The 17,850-nt window shown below is 70.2% G+C and carries 18 protein-coding genes; 9 read left to right on the top strand and 9 right to left on the bottom strand.

The window, feature by feature from the left end; all coding sequences use genetic code 11:
• Positions 1-75: 75 nt before the first annotated feature.
• Positions 76-792 (top strand): hypothetical protein, encoded by a 717-nt coding sequence (locus tag DMP23_RS16215; RefSeq protein ID WP_337821548.1) that lies wholly within the window; start codon positions 76-78, stop codon positions 790-792.
• 17 nt (positions 793-809) lie between these two features.
• Entirely contained in the window at positions 810-1,844 is a 1,035-nt protein-coding gene (locus DMP23_RS16210) for a WD40 repeat domain-containing protein (RefSeq protein WP_337821547.1), read from the top strand.
• A 93-nt stretch (positions 1,845-1,937) separates the two neighbouring features.
• On the opposite strand, the gene DMP23_RS16205 is transcribed toward DMP23_RS16210, so the two are convergent.
• Entirely contained in the window at positions 1,938-2,324 is a 387-nt protein-coding gene (locus DMP23_RS16205; RefSeq protein WP_337821546.1) for a nuclear transport factor 2 family protein, read from the bottom strand.
• A 103-nt stretch (positions 2,325-2,427) separates the two neighbouring features.
• Between DMP23_RS16205 and DMP23_RS16200 the strand changes: the two genes are divergently transcribed.
• Positions 2,428-2,865, top strand: coding sequence for a MarR family winged helix-turn-helix transcriptional regulator (locus DMP23_RS16200; protein ID WP_134661503.1), 438 nt, complete (start codon positions 2,428-2,430; stop codon positions 2,863-2,865).
• Positions 2,866-2,902: 37 nt separating this feature from the next.
• Here the strand turns inward: DMP23_RS16200 and DMP23_RS16195 are convergent, their stop codons facing one another.
• Positions 2,903-3,541, bottom strand: a complete 639-nt coding sequence (locus DMP23_RS16195) for a DUF4360 domain-containing protein (protein ID WP_337821545.1) — start codon at positions 3,539-3,541, stop codon at positions 2,903-2,905.
• 554 nt (positions 3,542-4,095) lie between these two features.
• Between DMP23_RS16195 and DMP23_RS16190 the strand changes: the two genes are divergently transcribed.
• Positions 4,096-5,085: a malate dehydrogenase gene (locus tag DMP23_RS16190; RefSeq protein ID WP_037805932.1), complete on the top strand. Its 990-nt coding sequence runs from the start codon at positions 4,096-4,098 to the stop codon at positions 5,083-5,085.
• A 140-nt stretch (positions 5,086-5,225) separates the two neighbouring features.
• On the opposite strand, the gene DMP23_RS16185 is transcribed toward DMP23_RS16190, so the two are convergent.
• The gene (locus DMP23_RS16185) at positions 5,226-6,287 is read right to left on the bottom strand and encodes a Gfo/Idh/MocA family protein (RefSeq protein WP_337821544.1); all 1,062 of its coding nucleotides are present in this window, start codon (positions 6,285-6,287) and stop codon (positions 5,226-5,228) included.
• Positions 6,288-6,379: 92 nt separating this feature from the next.
• On the opposite strand from DMP23_RS16185, the gene DMP23_RS16180 reads away from it, so the two are divergent.
• Positions 6,380-7,018 (top strand): TetR/AcrR family transcriptional regulator, encoded by a 639-nt coding sequence (locus DMP23_RS16180; protein WP_337821543.1) that lies wholly within the window; start codon positions 6,380-6,382, stop codon positions 7,016-7,018.
• Here DMP23_RS16180 and DMP23_RS16175 read toward each other — a convergent pair.
• The gene (locus tag DMP23_RS16175; protein WP_037805929.1) at positions 6,942-7,376 is read right to left on the bottom strand and encodes a MarR family winged helix-turn-helix transcriptional regulator; all 435 of its coding nucleotides are present in this window, start codon (positions 7,374-7,376) and stop codon (positions 6,942-6,944) included. The genes DMP23_RS16180 and DMP23_RS16175 overlap by 77 nt on opposite strands.
• 101 nt (positions 7,377-7,477) lie before the next feature.
• Here DMP23_RS16175 and DMP23_RS16170 point away from each other — a divergent pair, with 101 nt between their 5' ends.
• The 4 genes from DMP23_RS16170 to DMP23_RS16155 all read left to right on the top strand — a co-directional run bounded on the left by DMP23_RS16170 (position 7,478) and on the right by DMP23_RS16155 (position 11,787).
• Positions 7,478-8,284, top strand: coding sequence for an MBL fold metallo-hydrolase (locus DMP23_RS16170; RefSeq protein ID WP_337821542.1), 807 nt, complete (start codon positions 7,478-7,480; stop codon positions 8,282-8,284).
• Between the two features lie 10 nt (positions 8,285-8,294).
• Positions 8,295-8,894: an AAA family ATPase gene (locus DMP23_RS16165; protein ID WP_337821541.1), complete on the top strand. Its 600-nt coding sequence runs from the start codon at positions 8,295-8,297 to the stop codon at positions 8,892-8,894.
• Between the two features lie 231 nt (positions 8,895-9,125).
• A complete protein-coding gene (locus tag DMP23_RS16160; protein WP_337821540.1) occupies positions 9,126-10,748 on the top strand; it encodes a beta-ketoacyl reductase in 1,623 nt (540 codons plus the stop codon).
• A 46-nt stretch (positions 10,749-10,794) separates the two neighbouring features.
• A complete protein-coding gene (locus DMP23_RS16155; RefSeq protein WP_337821539.1) occupies positions 10,795-11,787 on the top strand; it encodes a hypothetical protein in 993 nt (330 codons plus the stop codon).
• Positions 11,788-11,869: 82 nt separating this feature from the next.
• Here DMP23_RS16155 and DMP23_RS16150 read toward each other — a convergent pair whose 3' ends face one another.
• The 5 genes from DMP23_RS16150 to DMP23_RS16130 all read right to left on the bottom strand — a co-directional run bounded on the left by DMP23_RS16150 (position 11,870) and on the right by DMP23_RS16130 (position 17,845).
• Positions 11,870-13,606, bottom strand: a complete 1,737-nt coding sequence (locus DMP23_RS16150) for a glycosyl hydrolase family 18 protein (RefSeq protein WP_337821538.1) — start codon at positions 13,604-13,606, stop codon at positions 11,870-11,872.
• A 233-nt stretch (positions 13,607-13,839) separates the two neighbouring features.
• The gene (locus DMP23_RS16145) at positions 13,840-15,078 is read right to left on the bottom strand and encodes an MFS transporter (protein WP_337821537.1); all 1,239 of its coding nucleotides are present in this window, start codon (positions 15,076-15,078) and stop codon (positions 13,840-13,842) included.
• Positions 15,079-15,233: 155 nt separating this feature from the next.
• Entirely contained in the window at positions 15,234-16,682 is a 1,449-nt protein-coding gene (locus tag DMP23_RS16140) for an amidase (protein ID WP_337821536.1), read from the bottom strand.
• Positions 16,683-16,733: 51 nt separating this feature from the next.
• A complete protein-coding gene (locus tag DMP23_RS16135; protein ID WP_337821535.1) occupies positions 16,734-17,390 on the bottom strand; it encodes a UbiX family flavin prenyltransferase in 657 nt (218 codons plus the stop codon).
• Positions 17,387-17,845, bottom strand: coding sequence for a pyridoxamine 5'-phosphate oxidase family protein (locus tag DMP23_RS16130; RefSeq protein ID WP_238606021.1), 459 nt, complete (start codon positions 17,843-17,845; stop codon positions 17,387-17,389). Before DMP23_RS16130 ends, DMP23_RS16135 begins: the two co-directional genes overlap by 4 nt.
• Positions 17,846-17,850 lie beyond the last annotated feature (5 nt).

Here is a 17,850-nt window from a genome sequence, read left to right as displayed (position 1 = left end):
GCCCGCTCGTACCTCGCCCGCCCGCGAACCTGGCAGGATCGATCTTCTCGCACAGCTTTCTGGGGGAGGCAGCTGATGAGAAGACCGGCGGTCGACGACCCGCTCTGGCTGGGTCAGTACCGAGTGCTCGCGGAACTGGCCCGGGACGAGGCGACCCGGGTCCTGCTCGGCAGCGGACCGGACGACCGTCTGGTCGCGCTCACGCTGGCGCCCCGGCAGTCCGCCGAAACCGCGGCGCTGAGCGCGGTGCTCGAGGCCGACCCGGATGCGTCCACACCTTGGTGGGCACAAGAATTCGTGCCCGGCCCCTCACTGCGGGACGTACCCGACGCACTGCCCGAACCCGCGGTGCTCCGGCTGGCCGCCGGAATCGCAGCCGACCTGACCCAGTTCCACAGCGCCGGGCTCGCGCACGGGAAGCTGACGCCGTCCCACATCCGGCTCACCAGCAGCGGAGCGAGGCTCATCGCCCGTGCGACCGGCGACGACCTAGCCGACGACGTCTTCGCGCTCGGCACCCTTCTCGCCGCGAAGTCCGCGCTTCCCGAGGCGCTCCGCCCGTGCCTAGCGGAAAACCCCGCAGACCGGCCCACCGCCGCCGAATTGCTCGAAGCGCTCAGGCCGTCCGCAGACCCGTGGCCGCCCGCCGTCGAGAAACTCGTCGCCGAACGAACCGCCGAACTCGCCCAGTTCCTCGACGGCCGGCAGGCGCCGCTGGACGACCCGGTGTCTACCAAGTCGCGGACACCCCGCCGCCCCCGCGACGTGCCGCCCCGCGTCGGCGGATCCTGATCAGCGCGCTCGCCCTGGTGATCGCCGGACTCGCCGCTTGGATCGCGTGGCCGGACCCGCCCGCACCCCCGCCCGCGCCCCCGTCGCCGCTCACCGAATCCGGCTTCCTCGTCGCGCGCGGACATCCGCAGTACGTCACGTTCAACCACGACGGCCGGCTCCTCGCGACGGCGAACGCCGACTTCACCATCGACGTCCTGGACGTCGTGACCCGCAAACCGGTCGGCCCGCGCATCGGCCCCTTCCCCGAAACCGGCTTGCCCGGCATGACCTTCCGCTCCGACGGCATCACCCTGGCCACCGCGCAGGTCAAAGACAACCAGTTCACGGCGCGCACCTGGGACTCGCGAACCGGCCGGGAAATCGGCGAACCCCTCGTGCTCGAGAACATCGACCGCGGCGGCGCCTGGCCCGAGCTCAGCCCCGACGGCAGCGTCGCGGCGGTGCCGATGGCCTCCCCGCGCAGGACCGACCTGTGGCGCGTCGCCGACCGCACCCGCATCGGCAGCATCGACACGCCAGCCGCCTTCCGGGTCTCGGCATTCAGCCCCGACGGACGCACCCTCGCCGTCTACCAGTGGGACGGCCACTCCGCCCACACCAGTCAGCTCGACCTGTGGGACACAGCTTCGCTCAAGACAGCGGGAAAACCGATCGTCTTCTCCGAGACCGAGCCGATCTGCTGCCTCGCCTTCCGGCCGGACGGCCGGACGTTGATCACCACCAGCGCCGGAGCCGGTGCACCGCCGCAGGTGCGGCAGTGGGACACCGTCACGCACGAGCCGCTGCGTCCGGCGTTTTCCCTGGCCCCGGCTCCCGCCTACGGGGAAATGAGGGAAGCCTACGTCTTCATGGCTTCAGCCGGGCTGGACGACCAGCACCTCCTCGCGCTCGCGGCGGGAACCGTCACGGTCCGGGACCTCGACGGCCACCAGGACGGAGCCAGTCTCCCCGGAATCCTCAGCTTCGCGGTCAGCCCGGACCGGAAAACCATCGCCACCACTACCGGCTCGACCGCGGACACGACCGTGCACCTGTGGCGCAAACCCTGACCCCGCACCACATGCCGCGACGGAGCCCTCGGGACATGGACCCGACGCCGTTCAACTAGGCGGCACTCCGAGCCACACGATCCGTCGCCCGGGTCAGCGGGCAAAAGCGGGCGGCGCGCCCATCGGACTGAGGTGCATCCCCGCGATCCGCCAGCCGTCCTCGCCGCGCACCAGCACGTGCGTCGCCCGGAAGGTGCCGTCCACGCGGTTCCCCTGATGGGTCGCTTCCTGGTCGTGCACGCCGATCGCGATCGCCGTGTCGCCGTGGACGCGCACCTCGACGTCGCGCCAGTCGAGGCGCTGCGTCGCCAGCGCGCCCGACTGGTAGCGGTCCAGCCACTGCTGCCGGTCGAGCACGAATCCGAGCGGTCCGACGAGCCGGAATCCGTCGGCGACCAGGCCGCTCAAGGTGTCCGTGTCGCCCGCGACCTCGGCGGCTGCCCAGCGTTTGCCCAGGTCGGAGATCTCCGCAGCATCCATAGTGTCCTCCAGTGCCGATCGATGAGACACCACAAACGTTAGATATCGAATCGTTTGTCGTCAAACGGTTAGAGTTCGACGAACCTGCGGTACCGTCCTCTCCGTGCCCCGACCCGCCACCCCGCCGCTCGGCGTTCTCCTCGCCCGCACCGCCAAGACCGCGGGCCAGGCGTTCGACCGCGCGCTCGCCGAGGTCGGCGGATCGCAGCCGGTCTGGCAGATCCTCATCGCGCTCAAAACCCGCCAGCACGCGAGCCAGCGCGAACTCGCCGACGCCGTCGGCATCCAGGGCGCGACGCTCACCCACCACCTCAACGGCATGGAAACCGCCGGCCTGCTCACCCGCACCCGCGACCCGGAAAACCGGCGCGTGCACCAGGTCGAACTGACCGGCTACGGCGAACGCACCTTCCACCGCCTCGCCGACGCCGCGATCGCGCACGACAAACGGATGCGCCGCGGGTTCACCGACGACGAAATCGCGACCCTGGCCGCATTGCTGGGCAGGCTCGCGGAAAACGTCGCGCAGCCGGACCCGTGAGCGCCCGAGGAAGCGCCCACGGATCCGCGTCCCGCAGTTACCGGGTTTCCGGACAGGTCTTCCAGGCGAAGTGGTAAACCGTCTGGACGCTGCCGTCCGTCGAGTCCATCGTCAGGAAGCTCGTCGTCTTCGCCGGATCCGAAGTGCCGGCATACGCCCGCAATTCCGTATTGATGTTCAGGTTCCGCTCCTGCCCGCACGGTTCGTAGATAATCGCGTCGATGTCGGTCGAATCCGAGAATTGCCAGTCATTGTCGTAGAACCCGTCGAGCCGATGCGTCGCGTACGCGGTCGGCGAGTTCCCCTGGAAATAGTAGTTCGCGCGCTCCACGCCGTATGCGCCGTTTTCCAGGTGCCCGAACCCGCGGTAGTCCGCCGAGGCGATCCCGTAGGTGAACCCCTGCGGCACGTGCACGCGAAGGCCGATCTGGCAGTTCTTCCGGAAGTCCGTCGGCTGCGCGCCGACGCCGACCTGCGCGGTGTATTGGCTGTAGGTGACGGTGAACGCGGTGTTGTCCGCGGAAACCGAAACCGCGGCCGTGTCCGGCGGGCAGCCGGTCCCGTTCACGGTCGCGACGTCGATGATAATTTTGTCCGGCGGCGGATTCTGCGGCCAGGAATGTGGGGTAATTGTCGAAGAAAGCGCCAGAAGAGCAGCGGCCATCGTGGCAAGCATGGGTTCCTTCCCATTACTTCCGGGTGGGTGGGGGTTTCGACAGGGTAGCGCAACAACTGTGCGGCTAGTCCCACTGAATGGAGCAACGCCGTTGCTTAGCTGTGCACAGCAACGTGTTCACAAGCCGTTGACAAAAGCTATTATGGACAATTGACGAATCAACAAAAATGATTCAAAAATAAACGACACAGCACCTGCTGGCCCAGCAGGTCCGGACAATCCGGCGAAAAAGACCGCGGAAACCGGGGCAATCAGGACAGTTCGCGCGCCGCGCCCGCTACCTCGCCGACCCGCTCTTCCCGGGGCGATTCGGCGGACCGCCCCGCCCGTCGCCGTCCGACCCGAACCTCCGCGCCCGCACGCCCGTCGCGACCGCGCGCGCCCGCAACTCGATCGTGATCTCGAGTTACGCCCTTCGCCCCACGACTTAAGGCGGACCGCCCGGGACGCGAACGTGATCCTGGCTACCGTGACTGGACGCACCCGGACGACGCCCGCCGGTAGGGCTAGCATCCTCGGTACTAGCCAAAGTCGTCTCAAGCTGGAGAAGCGCAATGACCCAAGCCCCTGTCAACGTCACCGTCACCGGTGCGGCCGGCCAGATCGGCTACGCGCTGCTGTTCCGCATCGCGTCCGGTCAGCTGCTCGGCGCCGACACCCCGGTGAAGCTGCGGCTCCTGGAGATCCCCCAGGCGGTCAAGGCGGCTGAGGGCACCGCGATGGAGCTGGACGACGGCGCGTTCCCGCTGCTCGCCGGCATCGACATCTTCGACGACCCGAAGCAGGCCTTCTCCGGCGCGAACATCGGCCTCCTGGTCGGCGCCCGCCCGCGCAGCAAGGGCATGGAGCGCGGCGACCTGCTCGAGGCCAACGGCGGCATCTTCAAGCCCCAGGGCGAGGCGATCAACGCGGGCGCGGCCGACGACATCAAGGTGCTCGTGGTCGGCAACCCGGCCAACACCAACGCGCTCATCGCCCAGTCGCACGCCCCCGACGTGCCCGCCGAGCGCTTCACCGCGATGACCCGTCTCGACCACAACCGCGCGCTGGCCCAGCTGGCCAAGAAGCTGAACGTGGCCGTGACCGACCTGAAGAAGGTCGCGATCTGGGGCAACCACTCGGCCACCCAGTACCCGTCGGTGCAGCACGCCGAGGTCAACGGCAAGAACGTCGCCGAGACCATCAACGACGAGGCGTGGCTCGCCGACACCTTCATCCCGACCGTCGCCAAGCGCGGCGCCGCGATCATCGAGGCCCGCGGCCTCTCCTCGGCCGCCTCCGCCGCGTCGGCCGCGATCGACCACGTCTACACCTGGGTCAACGGCACCCCCGAGGGCGACTGGACCTCGGCCGGCGTCGTCTCCGACGGCTCCTACGGCGTCCCGGAGGGCCTCATCTCCTCCTTCCCGGTCACCGCGAAGGACGGCAAGTACGAGATCGTGCAGGGCCTGGAGATCGACGAGTTCTCCCGCCCGCGCATCGACGCCTCCGTGGCCGAACTGGCCGAGGAACGCGACGCGGTCCGCAAGCTGGGCCTGATCTGAGGTTCGTTTTCCGCGATGGCCGCCCCGGTTTTCGGGGCGGCCATCGTTCGTTTTCGCGTCCTGTGTGGTGGTTTTGGACGTGCGAGATGCACTTGCGTCTCGCGCTGTGGCTGTTTTTCGATCGCCCGCCGTATAGGTCGTTATACAGTTGAAAGGAGCTCGTGGAGTCGGCGGGCGGTGGCGAAGTCGGGCACCGTGCGCGTTCCGTCGCGGAGGTCCGCGGCCAGGTGGTCGTAGACCCGGCCTACATTCGCCGCCTGGACGGGCAACTCGCTGGGATCGAGCACCGAGACCACCGTCCATTCCGGACTGCCGGGGCGGGACAATCGCAGCTCCAGCCGACTGATCTGCAGCTGCGCGGCCCACGGATCGGTCTCCGGCGCGGATGTCAGCGCGAGGTTTCCTTCGGTGCCCGCGATCTCGATCCGCGTCCGGGGTATCGCCGCTTCCCCGTCGTGCAGGTGGACGGACACCACTGCCCCGCCGTCGAGTTCGGCGTGCGCGAGGAAGTGATCCGGTGCCGTGACGTCGATCGGCTCCCTCGTTTCGGCGACACGATGGGAGCCGTTCCGGATCGCGGTCCGGGCGGTCAACTCGCGGATCGGCCCGAGCAGGTACTGCACCAGATCGAGCGTGTGCCCGCCGAGGACTTCGACCAGCCCGGCACCGCTGCGGCGGTCGTAGGTGTAAGCCGTCCAACCGGGAACGTCGCGGGTGTTTCCCTTGCCGCGCGAGCTGTAGACGGTCGCGGACCGCACCTCGCCGATCTCCCCGAGCATCTCGCGAGCCCGGCGGACGGCCGGCGAGAACCGCGCTTGCAGGCCCACCGCCGTGTGCACTCCGGCCCGCTCCCCCGCCGCAGCCAGCGCGGCGGCTTCGTCTGCGGTCGTAGTCAACGGCCACTCGCAGTAGACGTGCTTGCCTGCCTCAAACGCAGCCGTCACCAACTCGACGTGCGCGGGCACCTTCACTGTGACGACAACCAGGTCGACGTCAGGGTGCTCGGCGAGACTCCGGGCGTTAGTAAAGGCATGCCGTGCGCCGAACCGAGTGCGCGCCTCTTCCGCGCTGCTGGCTCGCGTGGTGGCGACGGCGGCAAGCGAGAAGCTGGACGACGCGGCGATGGCGGGAATGTGCGCCCGCGCGGCCCAGCCCCGATCCGGGTTCGCGCCGAGGATTCCGACGCCGATCGGCTTGGTCAAGTCCCCACCTCCACTAAGCGGGTCACGTTGTTCCGGTTCCGCCAAGCTACCAGAAGCGGAACAGAGTGACCCGCTTGGTTTAGACTGCGGGAATGCCGGACTCCGCCGTCGCAGCGCTGCTCGCCCAAGGCCGACCGCGTGCGGACGCGCAGCGCAACGTCGAGCGGCTGGTGGCAGCGACCCGCGAAGCGCTCGACGAGCTAGGGCTCGCGGTCACGACCCGCGACATCGCACAGCGCGCGGGCGTCGGCCTCGGCACGCTGTACCGGCGCGTGCCGTCGTTGGACGCGCTCCTGGCCGCCATCCTCACCGACACCATCGACGAGATGACCGACCGCGCCGCGCGCGTGCTCGACTCCCCCGATCCGTGGCAGGGATTCGCCGAGTTCGCCGAGTCCTACGTCCAGCTCCGCGCGGCCAGCTGCGGACTGCACGACGCCCTGTCCGGCCGCGGCGAACGGCTCGACCTGGAGGAACGGATCACCCGGCTGCAGCGGGCGGTGCGGCAACTGGTCGAGCGGGCGCAACAGGCCGGCACCCTCCGCGCCGACGTCGACTGGCGGGACGTCCCGTTCGCGCTCGCCACCGCGATCCCGCCGGACCACACGATCGGCCTCGTCCCGGGCGACGACCAGTGGCGGCGGAACCTCCGCGTCATCCTCGACGGCCTGCGCCCGGCACGATCGCCTGCTCCAGCAGGCCCTGCAGCACCCGCTGCTCCTGCGGACTGAGCCCGGCCAGCGGCGAGTCCCGGGTCAGCAGTTCGAGCAGCCGCTCGCGCAGCGCCGTGCCGTCCTCGGTGAGGACGAGATGCCTGGCGCGCCGGTCGGTCGGATGCGCGCGCCGCTCGATCAGCCCCTGTTTTTCCAGCTTGTCGACGACGAACGTGGCGTTCGACGGTTCGCAGCTCATCCGCTCGGCCAGCTCGCGCATCGTCATCGGGCCGGTCAGCTCGCGCAGCGCGGTGGCCTGCGGGGCGGTCAGCCCCAGCGTCACCGCGCGCTCGCGGACGTGGTCGGCGATCTGCTGCGCCAGCCCGTTCACCAGACCGCACAGCTCGCGTTCGGCGACCGCCCGGGATTCCGTCATGAGCCCATCCTAGCAACTCCATCAAGCCAGAATAATTAGAGCTTGAATGTTTCTAGCTTGATGCTTATGGTCGAGGAAGACCGAGGGAAGGGAACAAGACCGTGCTCGACGACCGACTGCGCAGAGCCGCGCAGAGCCGCACGATCCACCTGGGCGAGACGAAGGTGTCCTACGTGCCGGACGGGGCGGTGCAAGGGAGTCCGCGGCTATGGCTGCCCGACAGCACCACCGAGACCTGGTCCGCGCATCCGGAGTACCTGGACGACGACGGCTACCTCGTCGCGAGCATCGGCGGACTGCTGGTGGAACGCGATGGCCGGGCGCTGCTGATCGACGCCGGTTTCGGGCCGCAAACGGTGCCTGCTGAGCCAGGCGCGCCGAACGGCGTGCTGTACGGCGGTGCGCTGCTCGACAACCTGGCCGCGCTCGGGCGCAAACCGGAAGACGTCGAGGCCGTGGCGCTCACGCACTTGCACTCCGACCACATCGGCTGGGCGCTGCGACCCGCGTTCGCGCACGCCGAATTTCTGGTTGCCGAACCAGAGTGGGCACAGCGCGAGAGCGACGCGATGGCACCGCAGGTCCGGACGATCTCGGACGGACAGGAAGTGTTCCCCGGCGTCCAGGTGCGCTTCGCCGCCGGGCACACGCCGGGACACGCCGAGTACGTCATCACCGCCGGCGGGCAACGGCTGATCGCTTTCGGCGACGCCGTCCATTCGCCGATCCAGATCGAAAACCCGGACTGGTCCTGCGTCTACGACCACGATCCGGTCGAGGCCGCGAGCCACCGCCGGAAGCTCGTCGCGGAACTGGCCGAACCGGGCACGATCGGCTTCGGGCACCACTTCGCCGACGTCGTCTTCGGGCGCGTCCGCGACGGCCGCTGGCAGCCGCTCGACCGCTAAGGTCGGGTGGATGGCCCGGTTGATCCACCTCAACGGCCCGTCCGGCATCGGGAAATCCACCGTCGCGCGGCGCTACGCCGACCTCCACCCCGGAGTGCTCGATCTCGACGCCGACCAAGTGGTCATGATGATCGGCGGCTGGCGGACCGCGTTCCGGGACACGCTTCCCGCCGCGCGCCGGCTCGCGCTCGCCATGGCGGAAACGCATCTGCGGTCCGGGCACGACGTCGTCATGCCGCAGCTGGTGGCCCGCGTCGAGCAGGCCGAGCGGTTCGAGGAGGCGGCCCGCGCGGCCGGCGGCGAGTACGTCGAGATCATGCTCGCCGCGCCCCGGCCGCAGGCGAAGGCCCGGTTCGCCGCGCGCGGCGAGCACGCGGCCGCCGACGCGATGGCCGAGCTGGGCGGTCCGGGCGCACTCGACCGCATCCACGACCACGTCGCGGAGTATCTTCCGCTCCGTCCACAGTGCACAGTGCTGGACACCGAACACCTCGACCCGGACGAAACGTGCGCGAGGGTCGCGGAAATCGTTGCCCGCCGAGCAGCGGCGGAGGTACCGAGTGCACGGAACGGGGACCAAACGGGAAGCCTGCCGCCCGGCCCGGCCTGAGCGCGGTATATGTCGAGGAGTGCCAGGACACAGAGCCGACGCGGTCCGGCCGCCGTTTTCCGGGCGGACCGCGCGCACCGGACCCGGTGTCGCCGCCGCGGAAATCGCAGCTGATTCCGGCGCATTCCTGATTCTCGACGACGAGCGACAGACCAGTCCGCAGCGAGCGCCCGTCAACGGCCGGTTTTCCGCACTCCCCGATCCGCGCAGGTCCTTCCGGAAGAGACTCCCATGCCCGAACCCGTTGCCCGCACGGACTTCCCCACGCCGCCCTGGCTGCTCAGCGCGAGCGACGGCGTTGCCTTGCGCGCCCTCGCCGCGGGCCTCGTCGACAGCACGGCGTCCGACCTCGACCTCGCCTACTCCCTCGCGACCCGGCCCCCGCGCGCGCTCCGCATCCACATCCCAGCCGGCGACCGCACCGCTCTCGAAGCGGTCGCGAGCGGCCAGACGCCCGGCGAGCCCGTGCTGGAGCGGCCCCGGCTGACGTTCGTCTCCCGCGGCAGCAAACTCGCGCCATGCCGAGAAACCGAGTTCTCGCAACGGTTTCCGCTCTTCGCCGACACCTTCGACACGATGTTGGGCGATTATCAGGACTGGCTCTTCGCTTTCCAGTCCGCACTGTGCTGTCTGCTGGACTCCTGGGGTCTCCGCCCGGAAGCCGTCGCCCGCATAACCCGAAGGCCCTGGGACGACACCAGCCTTGTCCTGGACCTCACTCCACCCTCCGTCCGCGAGTTGTTCGCCGAACTCGCCCGGCTGCACACCGCGGGCATCCCCGTCGCCTGGACCGAGGTCTTCGCCGGGAGCGGCGCGCGACGAGTAGACCTGCCCGCCGAAACCCTGCTGTATCGCCCCCGCTGGGTTCCCGTCCCAGCGCGGCCCGGCGAAGCGGAAATCCTCGAAATCCCCACGAGCAACGACATCCACTCCCTCACGCTGGACGCCCTGCGACCCCGCGAGGACCGGCTCGTCGTCACGACCAACGCCACCGGACCGGATCCCGATCTCGTGAGCGCCGCCGCCTGGGGTCTCCTCAACGCCGCCAAGGTCACCGCCGTCGACCTCGACCGGCCGACCCCCGCCGCCGACATCCTCGACCTCGTCGGCGGCAGCACCGAACCCCGGCTCGCCATCCGCGAAGGCGTCCCGCACGCCTTCCGGGTCGCGCCCGCCACGGCTTCCGCCGCCCGGCCGATCGACCCGTCCGGCACCGTCCTCGTCACCGGCGGCACCGGCCGGATCGGCACCTTGCTGGCCGAGCATCTCGTCGCCGAGCACGGCGTCCGGCACCTGGTGCTGGCCAGCCGCAGCGGCCCCGCCGCCGAACGCCGCCCGACCGATCTCGACGCGGACGTCCGCATCGCCGCCATCGACGCCGCCGACCCGGATCAGGTCGAAAGCCTCATCGCGTCCTGCAATCCGCCGCTGACCGCCGTCATCCACTGCGCCGCCGTCTTCGACGACCCCTTCGCGGCCGCGCGAACCCCCGAATTCCCCGACCCGGTCCTGCGCGCCAAAGCCGACTCCGCCTGGATCCTCCACGAAGCGACCAAACACCTGCCGCTGTCGGCGTTCGTGCTCTTCTCGTCCCTAGCCGGAACCTTCGGCGAATCCGGCGCGAGCTACGCCGCCGCCAACCGGTTCCTCGACGCCCTCGCCACCCACCGACGCGCGCACGGGCTGCCCGCGGTGTCGATCGCGTGGGGCAGATGGGACCCGGCCGTCTTCGACGCCGCACTCGGCAGCGACGAACCGGTCCTGCTCGGCCCCGGCGCTTCACCCGGCGAAGAAATCCGCCCGCCCCTGGACCGCTTCCCCGCACTGCTGACGAGTGTCCCGGCCGGAAGATGACATCCGTCATCGGGTCCGCGCGCGGAGAACCCCAATACTCAGTGCCATGAAGAAACTCCGGCTCGCAGCCGCCGCCCTCACCGCCGGACTCGCCATGCTCGTCCCGGCCGTCGCCGACGCCGCGCCGATGCCGCTGACCTTCGGCATCTACCCGGGCGGTTACGCGGGCGGCGGGTCCACCACGGGCAAACCCGACAATCCGGCCGAGGTGCGGAAAGCGTTGGCACAGCTGCAATCCGAGCACCGGCCGTTCCTCCTCCGCGACTACCTCGGCTGCGGCAGCGCCTTTCCCGACGACGAAATGCAGTACCTCGCCCCGGGCCGCCGCCTCGACGTCGTGCTCAGCTACTCCGGCGAGAGCATGCCGGAATGGCAGGCCTGCGTGGACAAGACAGTGCACCGCTACGGTCCGATCGCCGACACCATCTCGGTCACCCTCGAGCAGAACGTGGTGCCCCAGCCGAACGGCGACACCGCGCTCGTCCAAGGCGTCATCACCGGCAAGAAGGCAGCCGACCGGGATGGGTTCGACCGGCTGCAGATCGGGTTCGACGAGGTCGCCTACACCCAGCCGTTCACCCAGTTCTGGCAGCACCTCGCCCAGCTGGGCGGAGCGGAGTTCAGCCGCTCGGTCGGCTTCGTCGGCGTCGATCTCTACCCGGACGCCGGGCTGCCCGGCATCCCGCCGGTGCCCGACCTGGCCGGGTTCGTCCACCAGACCCTGCACAATGTCCGCACCCAGGAGATGCCCATCGCCGGCCTCGGCCGCGACGTGCCGATCCGCGTGTCGGAGAACGGCTGGGCGACCCACACCGCCCAGCGCACGCCAGCCGGCCAGGCCCGCGCGCTGACCACGGAAATCCTGGCGGTCAACCAGGATCGCGTCACGGAAAACGTCGCCAGCTACGAGATGTTCGCCCTGCGCGACGACGTCACCGGCTCCCCCAGCCCGTTCGACAACTTCGGCGTCCTCACCGACGACTACACCCCGAAGCCGATGTACTGGCTGTACCGCGGATTGATCTCGGCCCTCTCCTGAGCGGTCTTTCCCTGAAACGCAAGCCGGGCGCTGGGCAGATTTTCTTGCTCAGCGCCCGGCTGTATAGGTCGTTATACACTAATCAGCCGACGGAGATGTCGTCCGCGTAGATCGCGCTCTGGCCGTACCAGCCGTGGACGTACAACGTCACCGCGCCGGACGCGCCGGTCGTGAACGGGATGGTCAGCTTGGTCCAGCTGGAGTTGGCGGTCCACGAGCTGGCCGTCGCTCCCCCGCGGACGCCGGCGTAGGCGTAGCCGCCCTGGACCCACGCGGTCAGGGTGTACGCGTGGTTCGGCGCGAGCGTCAGGTTCTGCGTCGCTTCCCCGGTGGTCGACGCCGTCGGCGACACCTGCAGCGCGTGACTGCCGGAGTGCACCGGCGAGGACACGATCGTCCCGCCGCTCCACGGGCTGAGCGCTCCCGTTTCGAAGTTGCCGTTGACGACGCTGCCGGTCGGGCTGGTTCCGTTGACCGTCAACGTATACGTCGCGGTGTGGCTGCCGCCGCCCGCGACCGAGCCGGTGATCGTCAGCGGGTAGACACCCGGCTGAGTCGCCGCGGTCGTGGTGATCGACAGGTTCGCGCTCTCCCCCGCCTTGACCGTCGTCGGGCTGACCGACGCGGTCACGCCGCCGGGCGCGCCGCTCACCGAAAGCGAAACCTGTTGTGCCGCACCGGAAGTCACCGCGGTGGTCACCTTGCCGGCGGCCGAACCGCCCGGGTCGACCGAAGCCGAGGCCGGGCTCGCGGTCACCGAGAAGTCGTTGCCCGGCACCGGAGTTCCGCCGGTGAACGGGGCGAACGTGTGGCTGAAGTACCACTTGTCCTGCGGGATGCCGGAGCAGGTGTCCTGTGCGCCGGTGCCGGGGCAGGTGCCGTTGTCGCGCTGCAGCGCCCAGAACGACAGCATGTTGATGCCCTTGGACACCGCCCAGTTGTAGACGGTGACCGCGTCGGCCGTGGTGAACGTTTCCGCGGCGCCGAAGTCGTCGATGCCCGGCATCTCGGTGATGCCGACCATCCCCCACAGCTGTTCCTGCGTCTTGCCCGGATACAGCGACGCCAGCTGCGAGACCAGCCCGGCCGCCGCCGTCTGGGTGTCCTGGGCCATGTTGTGCGTGGCGTTGTCGTAGTAGTCGAAGGTCATCAGGTTGACCACGTCGACCTTGGCCCCGTTGGACACCGCGTTTCGCAGCACGTCCAGCGCACTGGTGAGACCGCTCGTGGTGGTCGGCAGCGTGTAGGAGATCTGGAGCTGGCGTCCGTTGGCCGCGGCCCAGTCCTGGACCTTCTTGATCGCCTTGTTCCGGCGGTCGATGCCCGCGGAGTTGGTGAGCGAGTTGTCCTCGATGTCCATGTCCAGGCGCGGCACGTCGTAGGTGGTGATCAGCGATTCGTACGCGGCCGCGATCTGGTCGACGTTCGTGCAGCTGTCGGCGATCTCGGTGGCGTTGTGGTCCGCGGTGTAGCCGCCGAACGACGGGATCACGTCCCCGCCGCGCGAGCGGATGGTGCGGAAGTCCGCGCCGAACGTCGAGTCCGACACCGGCATGCCGGCGTCGCCGTTCCAGAGGACGGTGCACGAACCCGAGGACGCGGTCTGCAGGAACGCCATCGTCAGGTGCTTGACGCCCGCTTCCTGGGCCATCGCGGCCGGGCTCTGGCCGTTCCAGGACTCGAAGTAGGGCGCGAACACGTGGTTCGGCAACGGGGTCGCGGCGTGCGCGGGCGCCGCGGTGGCGACCAGCACTCCGAGCGGAGCCGCCGCGGCGGCCAGGACAGCGGACAATCGTGACAAGTGACTTCTTCGTCGCATGCGGGCTCCAGTGCCGAAAAAGGGGCTGTGCGGCGGCGGCGCACGGCCGGAACCTTCTCAGAATTGGACTGGACCAGTCACCCGTCAAGGTCTAGACCACTAATGCGGCCGAACGGCCGGGTCGGATCGTCGGGCGCCACCCGAGGTCAGTGGTCCGGTGCGCCCGCAGCCCGGCCAGCGCTCGTGAGTGCTCATGCCGGCTCTCACCGGCATGAGCACTCGCGAGACCCGCCTCAGCCCACCTGCTCCTTCGCCGGGACCGGCGCGCCGAGCGAGAGCTTGGTCGAGCGGGTGGTCAGCGAAATCGCCGCCGCGGCCAGCGTCGACACCGCCAGGAAGCCGAACGCGGCCGCGAACCCGAACCGGTCCGCGAGCCAGCCCATCACCAGCGGCGCGAGCACGCCGGCGAGCTGGCCGCCGGTGTTGACCAGGCCCATGCCCGCGCCGACCAGGTCGCGCGGCAGCACCCGCAGCGGCAGCCCGACGATGCCGATCGAGGCGAGGCCGCTGATGAACATCGCGACGGTCTGCAGCACGGTGAACCCGGTCGCCGAATCCGACAGCAGCATCGCGACGAGCACCCCGGCCGCGGCGACGAGCGCGGGCACCACGAGCCAGCGCGGCCGGCGGTCGAAGTACCGGCCGCCGATCAGCACCGCCGCCGCGCTCACCAGCTGCGGGATCGCCGCCGAGATCCCGGCCGCGACCAGCGAAAGCCCCTTGGTCTCGACCAGGTACGACGGGACCCAGGTGATCATCCCGTAGGCGAGCATGTTGAAGCAGGCGAACATCGCCGCGCAGCGGATCACCAGCCGGTTCCGCAGCACCTGCGACACCGGCACCTTCACCGGGGCGACGCGCGCCTCGGGTTCGGTCAGCTCGCGCGGCAGCGGCGGAGGCAGCAGCCGCCACAGCGCCAGGCCGACGATCAGCCCGGCCACCGCGACGATCCAGAACGTGTGCCGCCAGCCCGCGGCGACCACGAGCGGCGCGACCAGCAGCGGCCCGAGCCCGGCCCCGACCGAGTTGGACGCCAGCAGCAGTCCCGCGCCGCGGCTGCGGCCTTCCTGCGTCGTGCGTTCGGCCAGCGCCTTGAACGCCGCCCCGGGGAACAACGCCTGCGCGAACCCGAACGCCGCGCGCAGCACCAGCAGCACGACCAGCCCGGGCGCGAACCCGGTGGCGGCGGTGAACACCGACCAGGCCACCAGCGAGATCACCAGCAACGGCCGCGCACCCACACGGTCCGCGAGCAGCCCGCCCGGCATCTGCCCGACCAGATACGCGATCGCGAACGCGGACACGACCAGCCCCTGCGTGGTCTTGGACAGCCCGAACTCCGCGCCGATCAGCGGCAGCGCGACCGCGATCATGACGCGGTCGATGTAGTCGATGATGAAGACGCCGACCAGCAGCGCCAACGTGGTCCGTTCGGTCCGCCGCACGACCGGCGCGGAACTCGGAATGCTCACCGTCGGATCCTCCTTGATTCGGCGACGCCGCATTGTGTGGTCATGCACCCCCTCCGCGGCTTCGTCGGATCCGGCGAATCCCGGGCCCGCCGGTCAGCGGATCGGACGAACGGCCGGCGCGTCCCGGGCTCCGGCGCAGGTCAGCGCACCCGCGCTCAGAATCCCGGCGGACGGCGGAATCCGCCGATCGCCTTCGCGAGGCACTGCACGAACCGGACCGCAGTACGGTCGTGCAGATAGGGCGCGATCACCTGGATGCCGACCGGGAGCCCGTCCCGGGTCGTCCCGACCGGCGCGACCGCCGCGGGCAGGTAGTTGAGCGCGGACGGCGCGATCCACGGGAGCATGTCGCGATACGGCCGCTCGGCGCCGTCGACCCGCAACGTTCGGAGCGACCAGCTGGGATCGGGTCGCTGGTCGTGAGGGAAGGCGGCCGTGGGGCTCACCGGGAGGAGGAGCACGTCGACGTCGCGGAAGAACTCGGCCCAGCGGCGGCGGGAGTGCTGCCGGCGTTCGTCGAGCGTGTGCCAGCCGCGGAAGCTGATCGTCATGTCGGACGCGAACGCGCCCGCGGCCCCTTCCGCCGCGGCGAGTTCCACGAGCCCGGCGTACGACTCGGCGGAATCCATCAGCCCGGACTGCGCGATCAGCAACGGATAGTAGAGAGCCATCGTCTCCTCGAGACCGATCGGCCCAGGGCCCTCGGCCACGACGGCGCCCTCGGCCCGCACTGCCTCCAGCGCCGCACGCATGATCGCGACCAGTTCGCTGTCGACCGGGCAGAAAGGATCGTCGAGCCAGGCCGCGACCCGGAACTCCCGCAGCGTGTTCGGCCGGGCGGCGGGCAGCTCCAGCCGCCAGGCCGGAGCTTGGTCGTCGTCCGCGCCCGCGAGGACGTCCAAGCCCAGGTCGAGGTCGTCGGCATGCCTGCCGAGCGGGCCGAGTACCGCCATGTCGGACGCCGCCAGCGTCCCCGGAGCGTGTCCCGCCACGTTCCCGCGCCCTGGCACGATCCCGTACGACGTGCGCAGTCCGTAGACGCCGCAGAAGTGGGCGGGCACCCGGATCGAGCCCGCCGCGTCGCCGCCGAGTTCCAGGCCGGTCAGCCCGGCGGCGACTGCCGCGGCGGACCCGCCGGACGAACCCCCGGGGCCGCGGGTCGGGTCCCACGGATTGTTCGTGGTTCCGTAGATCTCGTTGTAGGTCTGCCAGTCCCGGCCGTCGGCAGGCATATTGGTCTTGCCGAACACGATCGCTCCCGCGTTCTTGATCCGCGTGACCGACTCGGCGTCGCCGGCCGGGACGTAATGACCCCAGCGGGCCGAGCCCCCGGTGGTCCGCATGCCCGCGACCTCCGTAGCGTCCTTGATGGTCACGGGGACGCCGTGCAGGGGGCCGAGCGGCTCGCCGCGGGAGACCGCGCGGTCGGCTGCCAGTGCGGCGGCCCTCGCCCCTTCCTCGTCCTTGGCGACGATGGCGTTCACCTTCGGATCGAGCCGCTCCGCCCGGGAGAGGTAGTGCTCGAGCAGTTCGACGCTCGACACCTCCCTCGCCGCGACGGCGGCAGCGAGTTCGCGTGCGGAACGAAATGCCAAGTCGGTCATGCGAAACCTACCGGATAGATAACGAAGTCGCGCTGAAGTGCTGGTGGCTGCTCAACCCCTGGCCGTGCCGACAGTGGTGGCCGGGTGGACGAGCGCCGCGTCCTCGGCCGCGGACGTGCGGGAGGCGGCCGAGTGCCGGGCGTGGCCGAGGCCCTGCCAGCGGCGCGCGGCGGGGGCGGGGAGGCCGAACTGGTCGAGGATCCTCGCCACGACGTGGTCGACCATGTCGTCGAGGGTCTGCGGGTGGTTGTAGAAGGCGGGCATCGGCGGGACGATCCGGGCGCCCATCCGGCTCAGCGCCAGCAGGTGGTCGAGGTGGATCTCGCTCAGCGGCGTCTCCCGGGGTACCAGGACCAGGCGGCGGCGCTCCTTGAGCGTGACGTCGGCGGCCCGGGTGATCAGGTTGTCGGCGTAGCCGGTGCGGATCGCGGCGAGCGTCTTCATGCTGCACGGCACGACGACCATGCCGTCCGTCGGGAACGAGCCCGACGACAGGACCGAGCCCTGCTCCCCCTGCCGGTGGTGGACGTCGGCCAGTTCGACGACCTCCCGCACCGTGCGGGCGCACTCCAGCTCGACGGTGGTCTTGGCCCAGGTGCTCAGGACGAGATGGGTCTCGACGCCGGGGAGGTCGCGCAGGACCTCCAGCAGCCGGACGCCGAAGGGAGCGCCGGTGGCCCCGGACATGGCGACGACGAGGCGGGTCATGCCGAGTGTCCTGTGCGGAGAGTGCGGAGGACGGCTGCGCTGCGGGGCCAGTCCTCGAGTTCGGCGAGGCGCCCGGTGGTGCGGAAGCCGAGCGGGCTGAGCGGGATCCCGAGACTGTCGCGTTTGTGGTGCGCGACGGTGAACACGCAGCCCAGAACGTCGTCCAGGGTCAGCGACCGGATCAGGCGGAGCTTGAGGCGGTGGCACACCGTCCCGTCCACGGCCAGCAGCGCGGCGTACGGATGCCGCCGCAGGTTGGCGCGAGTGCCGGTCCCGGCCACGACCGCGTAGAGCGCGGTGCGGTCGTCGGCGGGTTCGAGTTCGGCGCGGGACAGCAGCGCGGTGTGCGGGTGGCCGTTCCCGTCCACGGTGAGCAACGGGAACGCCTGTTCGTCGGCGTCGAGCGGCGGCTCCCCCGCTGCCAGGCGGGCCACCTCCTCGGGCAGGTGCGGCACATCGT

Origin of the sequence: Amycolatopsis sp. A1MSW2902 (assembly GCF_017312175.1) — a bacterium.
Classification (GTDB): domain Bacteria; phylum Actinomycetota; class Actinomycetes; order Mycobacteriales; family Pseudonocardiaceae; genus Amycolatopsis; species Amycolatopsis nivea.
Note: the sequence above shows the minus strand (reverse complement) of the source record. Positions and strands in the feature narration are given on the sequence as shown.

Bases quoted from the DNA above. Each gene is read 5' to 3' on its own strand.
- DMP23_RS16180 (WP_337821543.1), top strand. From the start codon at position 6,380: ATGCCGGACTCCGCCGTCGCAGCGCTGCTCGCCCAAGGCCGACCGCGT.
- DMP23_RS16135 (WP_337821535.1), bottom strand. From the start codon at position 17,390: ATGACCCGCCTCGTCGTCGCCATGTCCGGGGCCACCGGCGCTCCCTTC.
- DMP23_RS16165 (WP_337821541.1), top strand. From the start codon at position 8,295: ATGGCCCGGTTGATCCACCTCAACGGCCCGTCCGGCATCGGGAAATCC.
- DMP23_RS16215 (WP_337821548.1), top strand. From the start codon at position 76: ATGAGAAGACCGGCGGTCGACGACCCGCTCTGGCTGGGTCAGTACCGA.
- DMP23_RS16175 (WP_037805929.1), bottom strand. From the start codon at position 7,376: ATGACGGAATCCCGGGCGGTCGCCGAACGCGAGCTGTGCGGTCTGGTG.
- DMP23_RS16190 (WP_037805932.1), top strand. From the start codon at position 4,096: ATGACCCAAGCCCCTGTCAACGTCACCGTCACCGGTGCGGCCGGCCAG.
- DMP23_RS16140 (WP_337821536.1), bottom strand. From the start codon at position 16,682: ATGACCGACTTGGCATTTCGTTCCGCACGCGAACTCGCTGCCGCCGTC.
- DMP23_RS16150 (WP_337821538.1), bottom strand. From the start codon at position 13,606: ATGCGACGAAGAAGTCACTTGTCACGATTGTCCGCTGTCCTGGCCGCC.
- DMP23_RS16205 (WP_337821546.1), bottom strand. From the start codon at position 2,324: ATGGATGCTGCGGAGATCTCCGACCTGGGCAAACGCTGGGCAGCCGCC.
- DMP23_RS16195 (WP_337821545.1), bottom strand. From the start codon at position 3,541: ATGCTTGCCACGATGGCCGCTGCTCTTCTGGCGCTTTCTTCGACAATT.
- DMP23_RS16160 (WP_337821540.1), top strand. From the start codon at position 9,126: ATGCCCGAACCCGTTGCCCGCACGGACTTCCCCACGCCGCCCTGGCTG.
- DMP23_RS16155 (WP_337821539.1), top strand. From the start codon at position 10,795: ATGAAGAAACTCCGGCTCGCAGCCGCCGCCCTCACCGCCGGACTCGCC.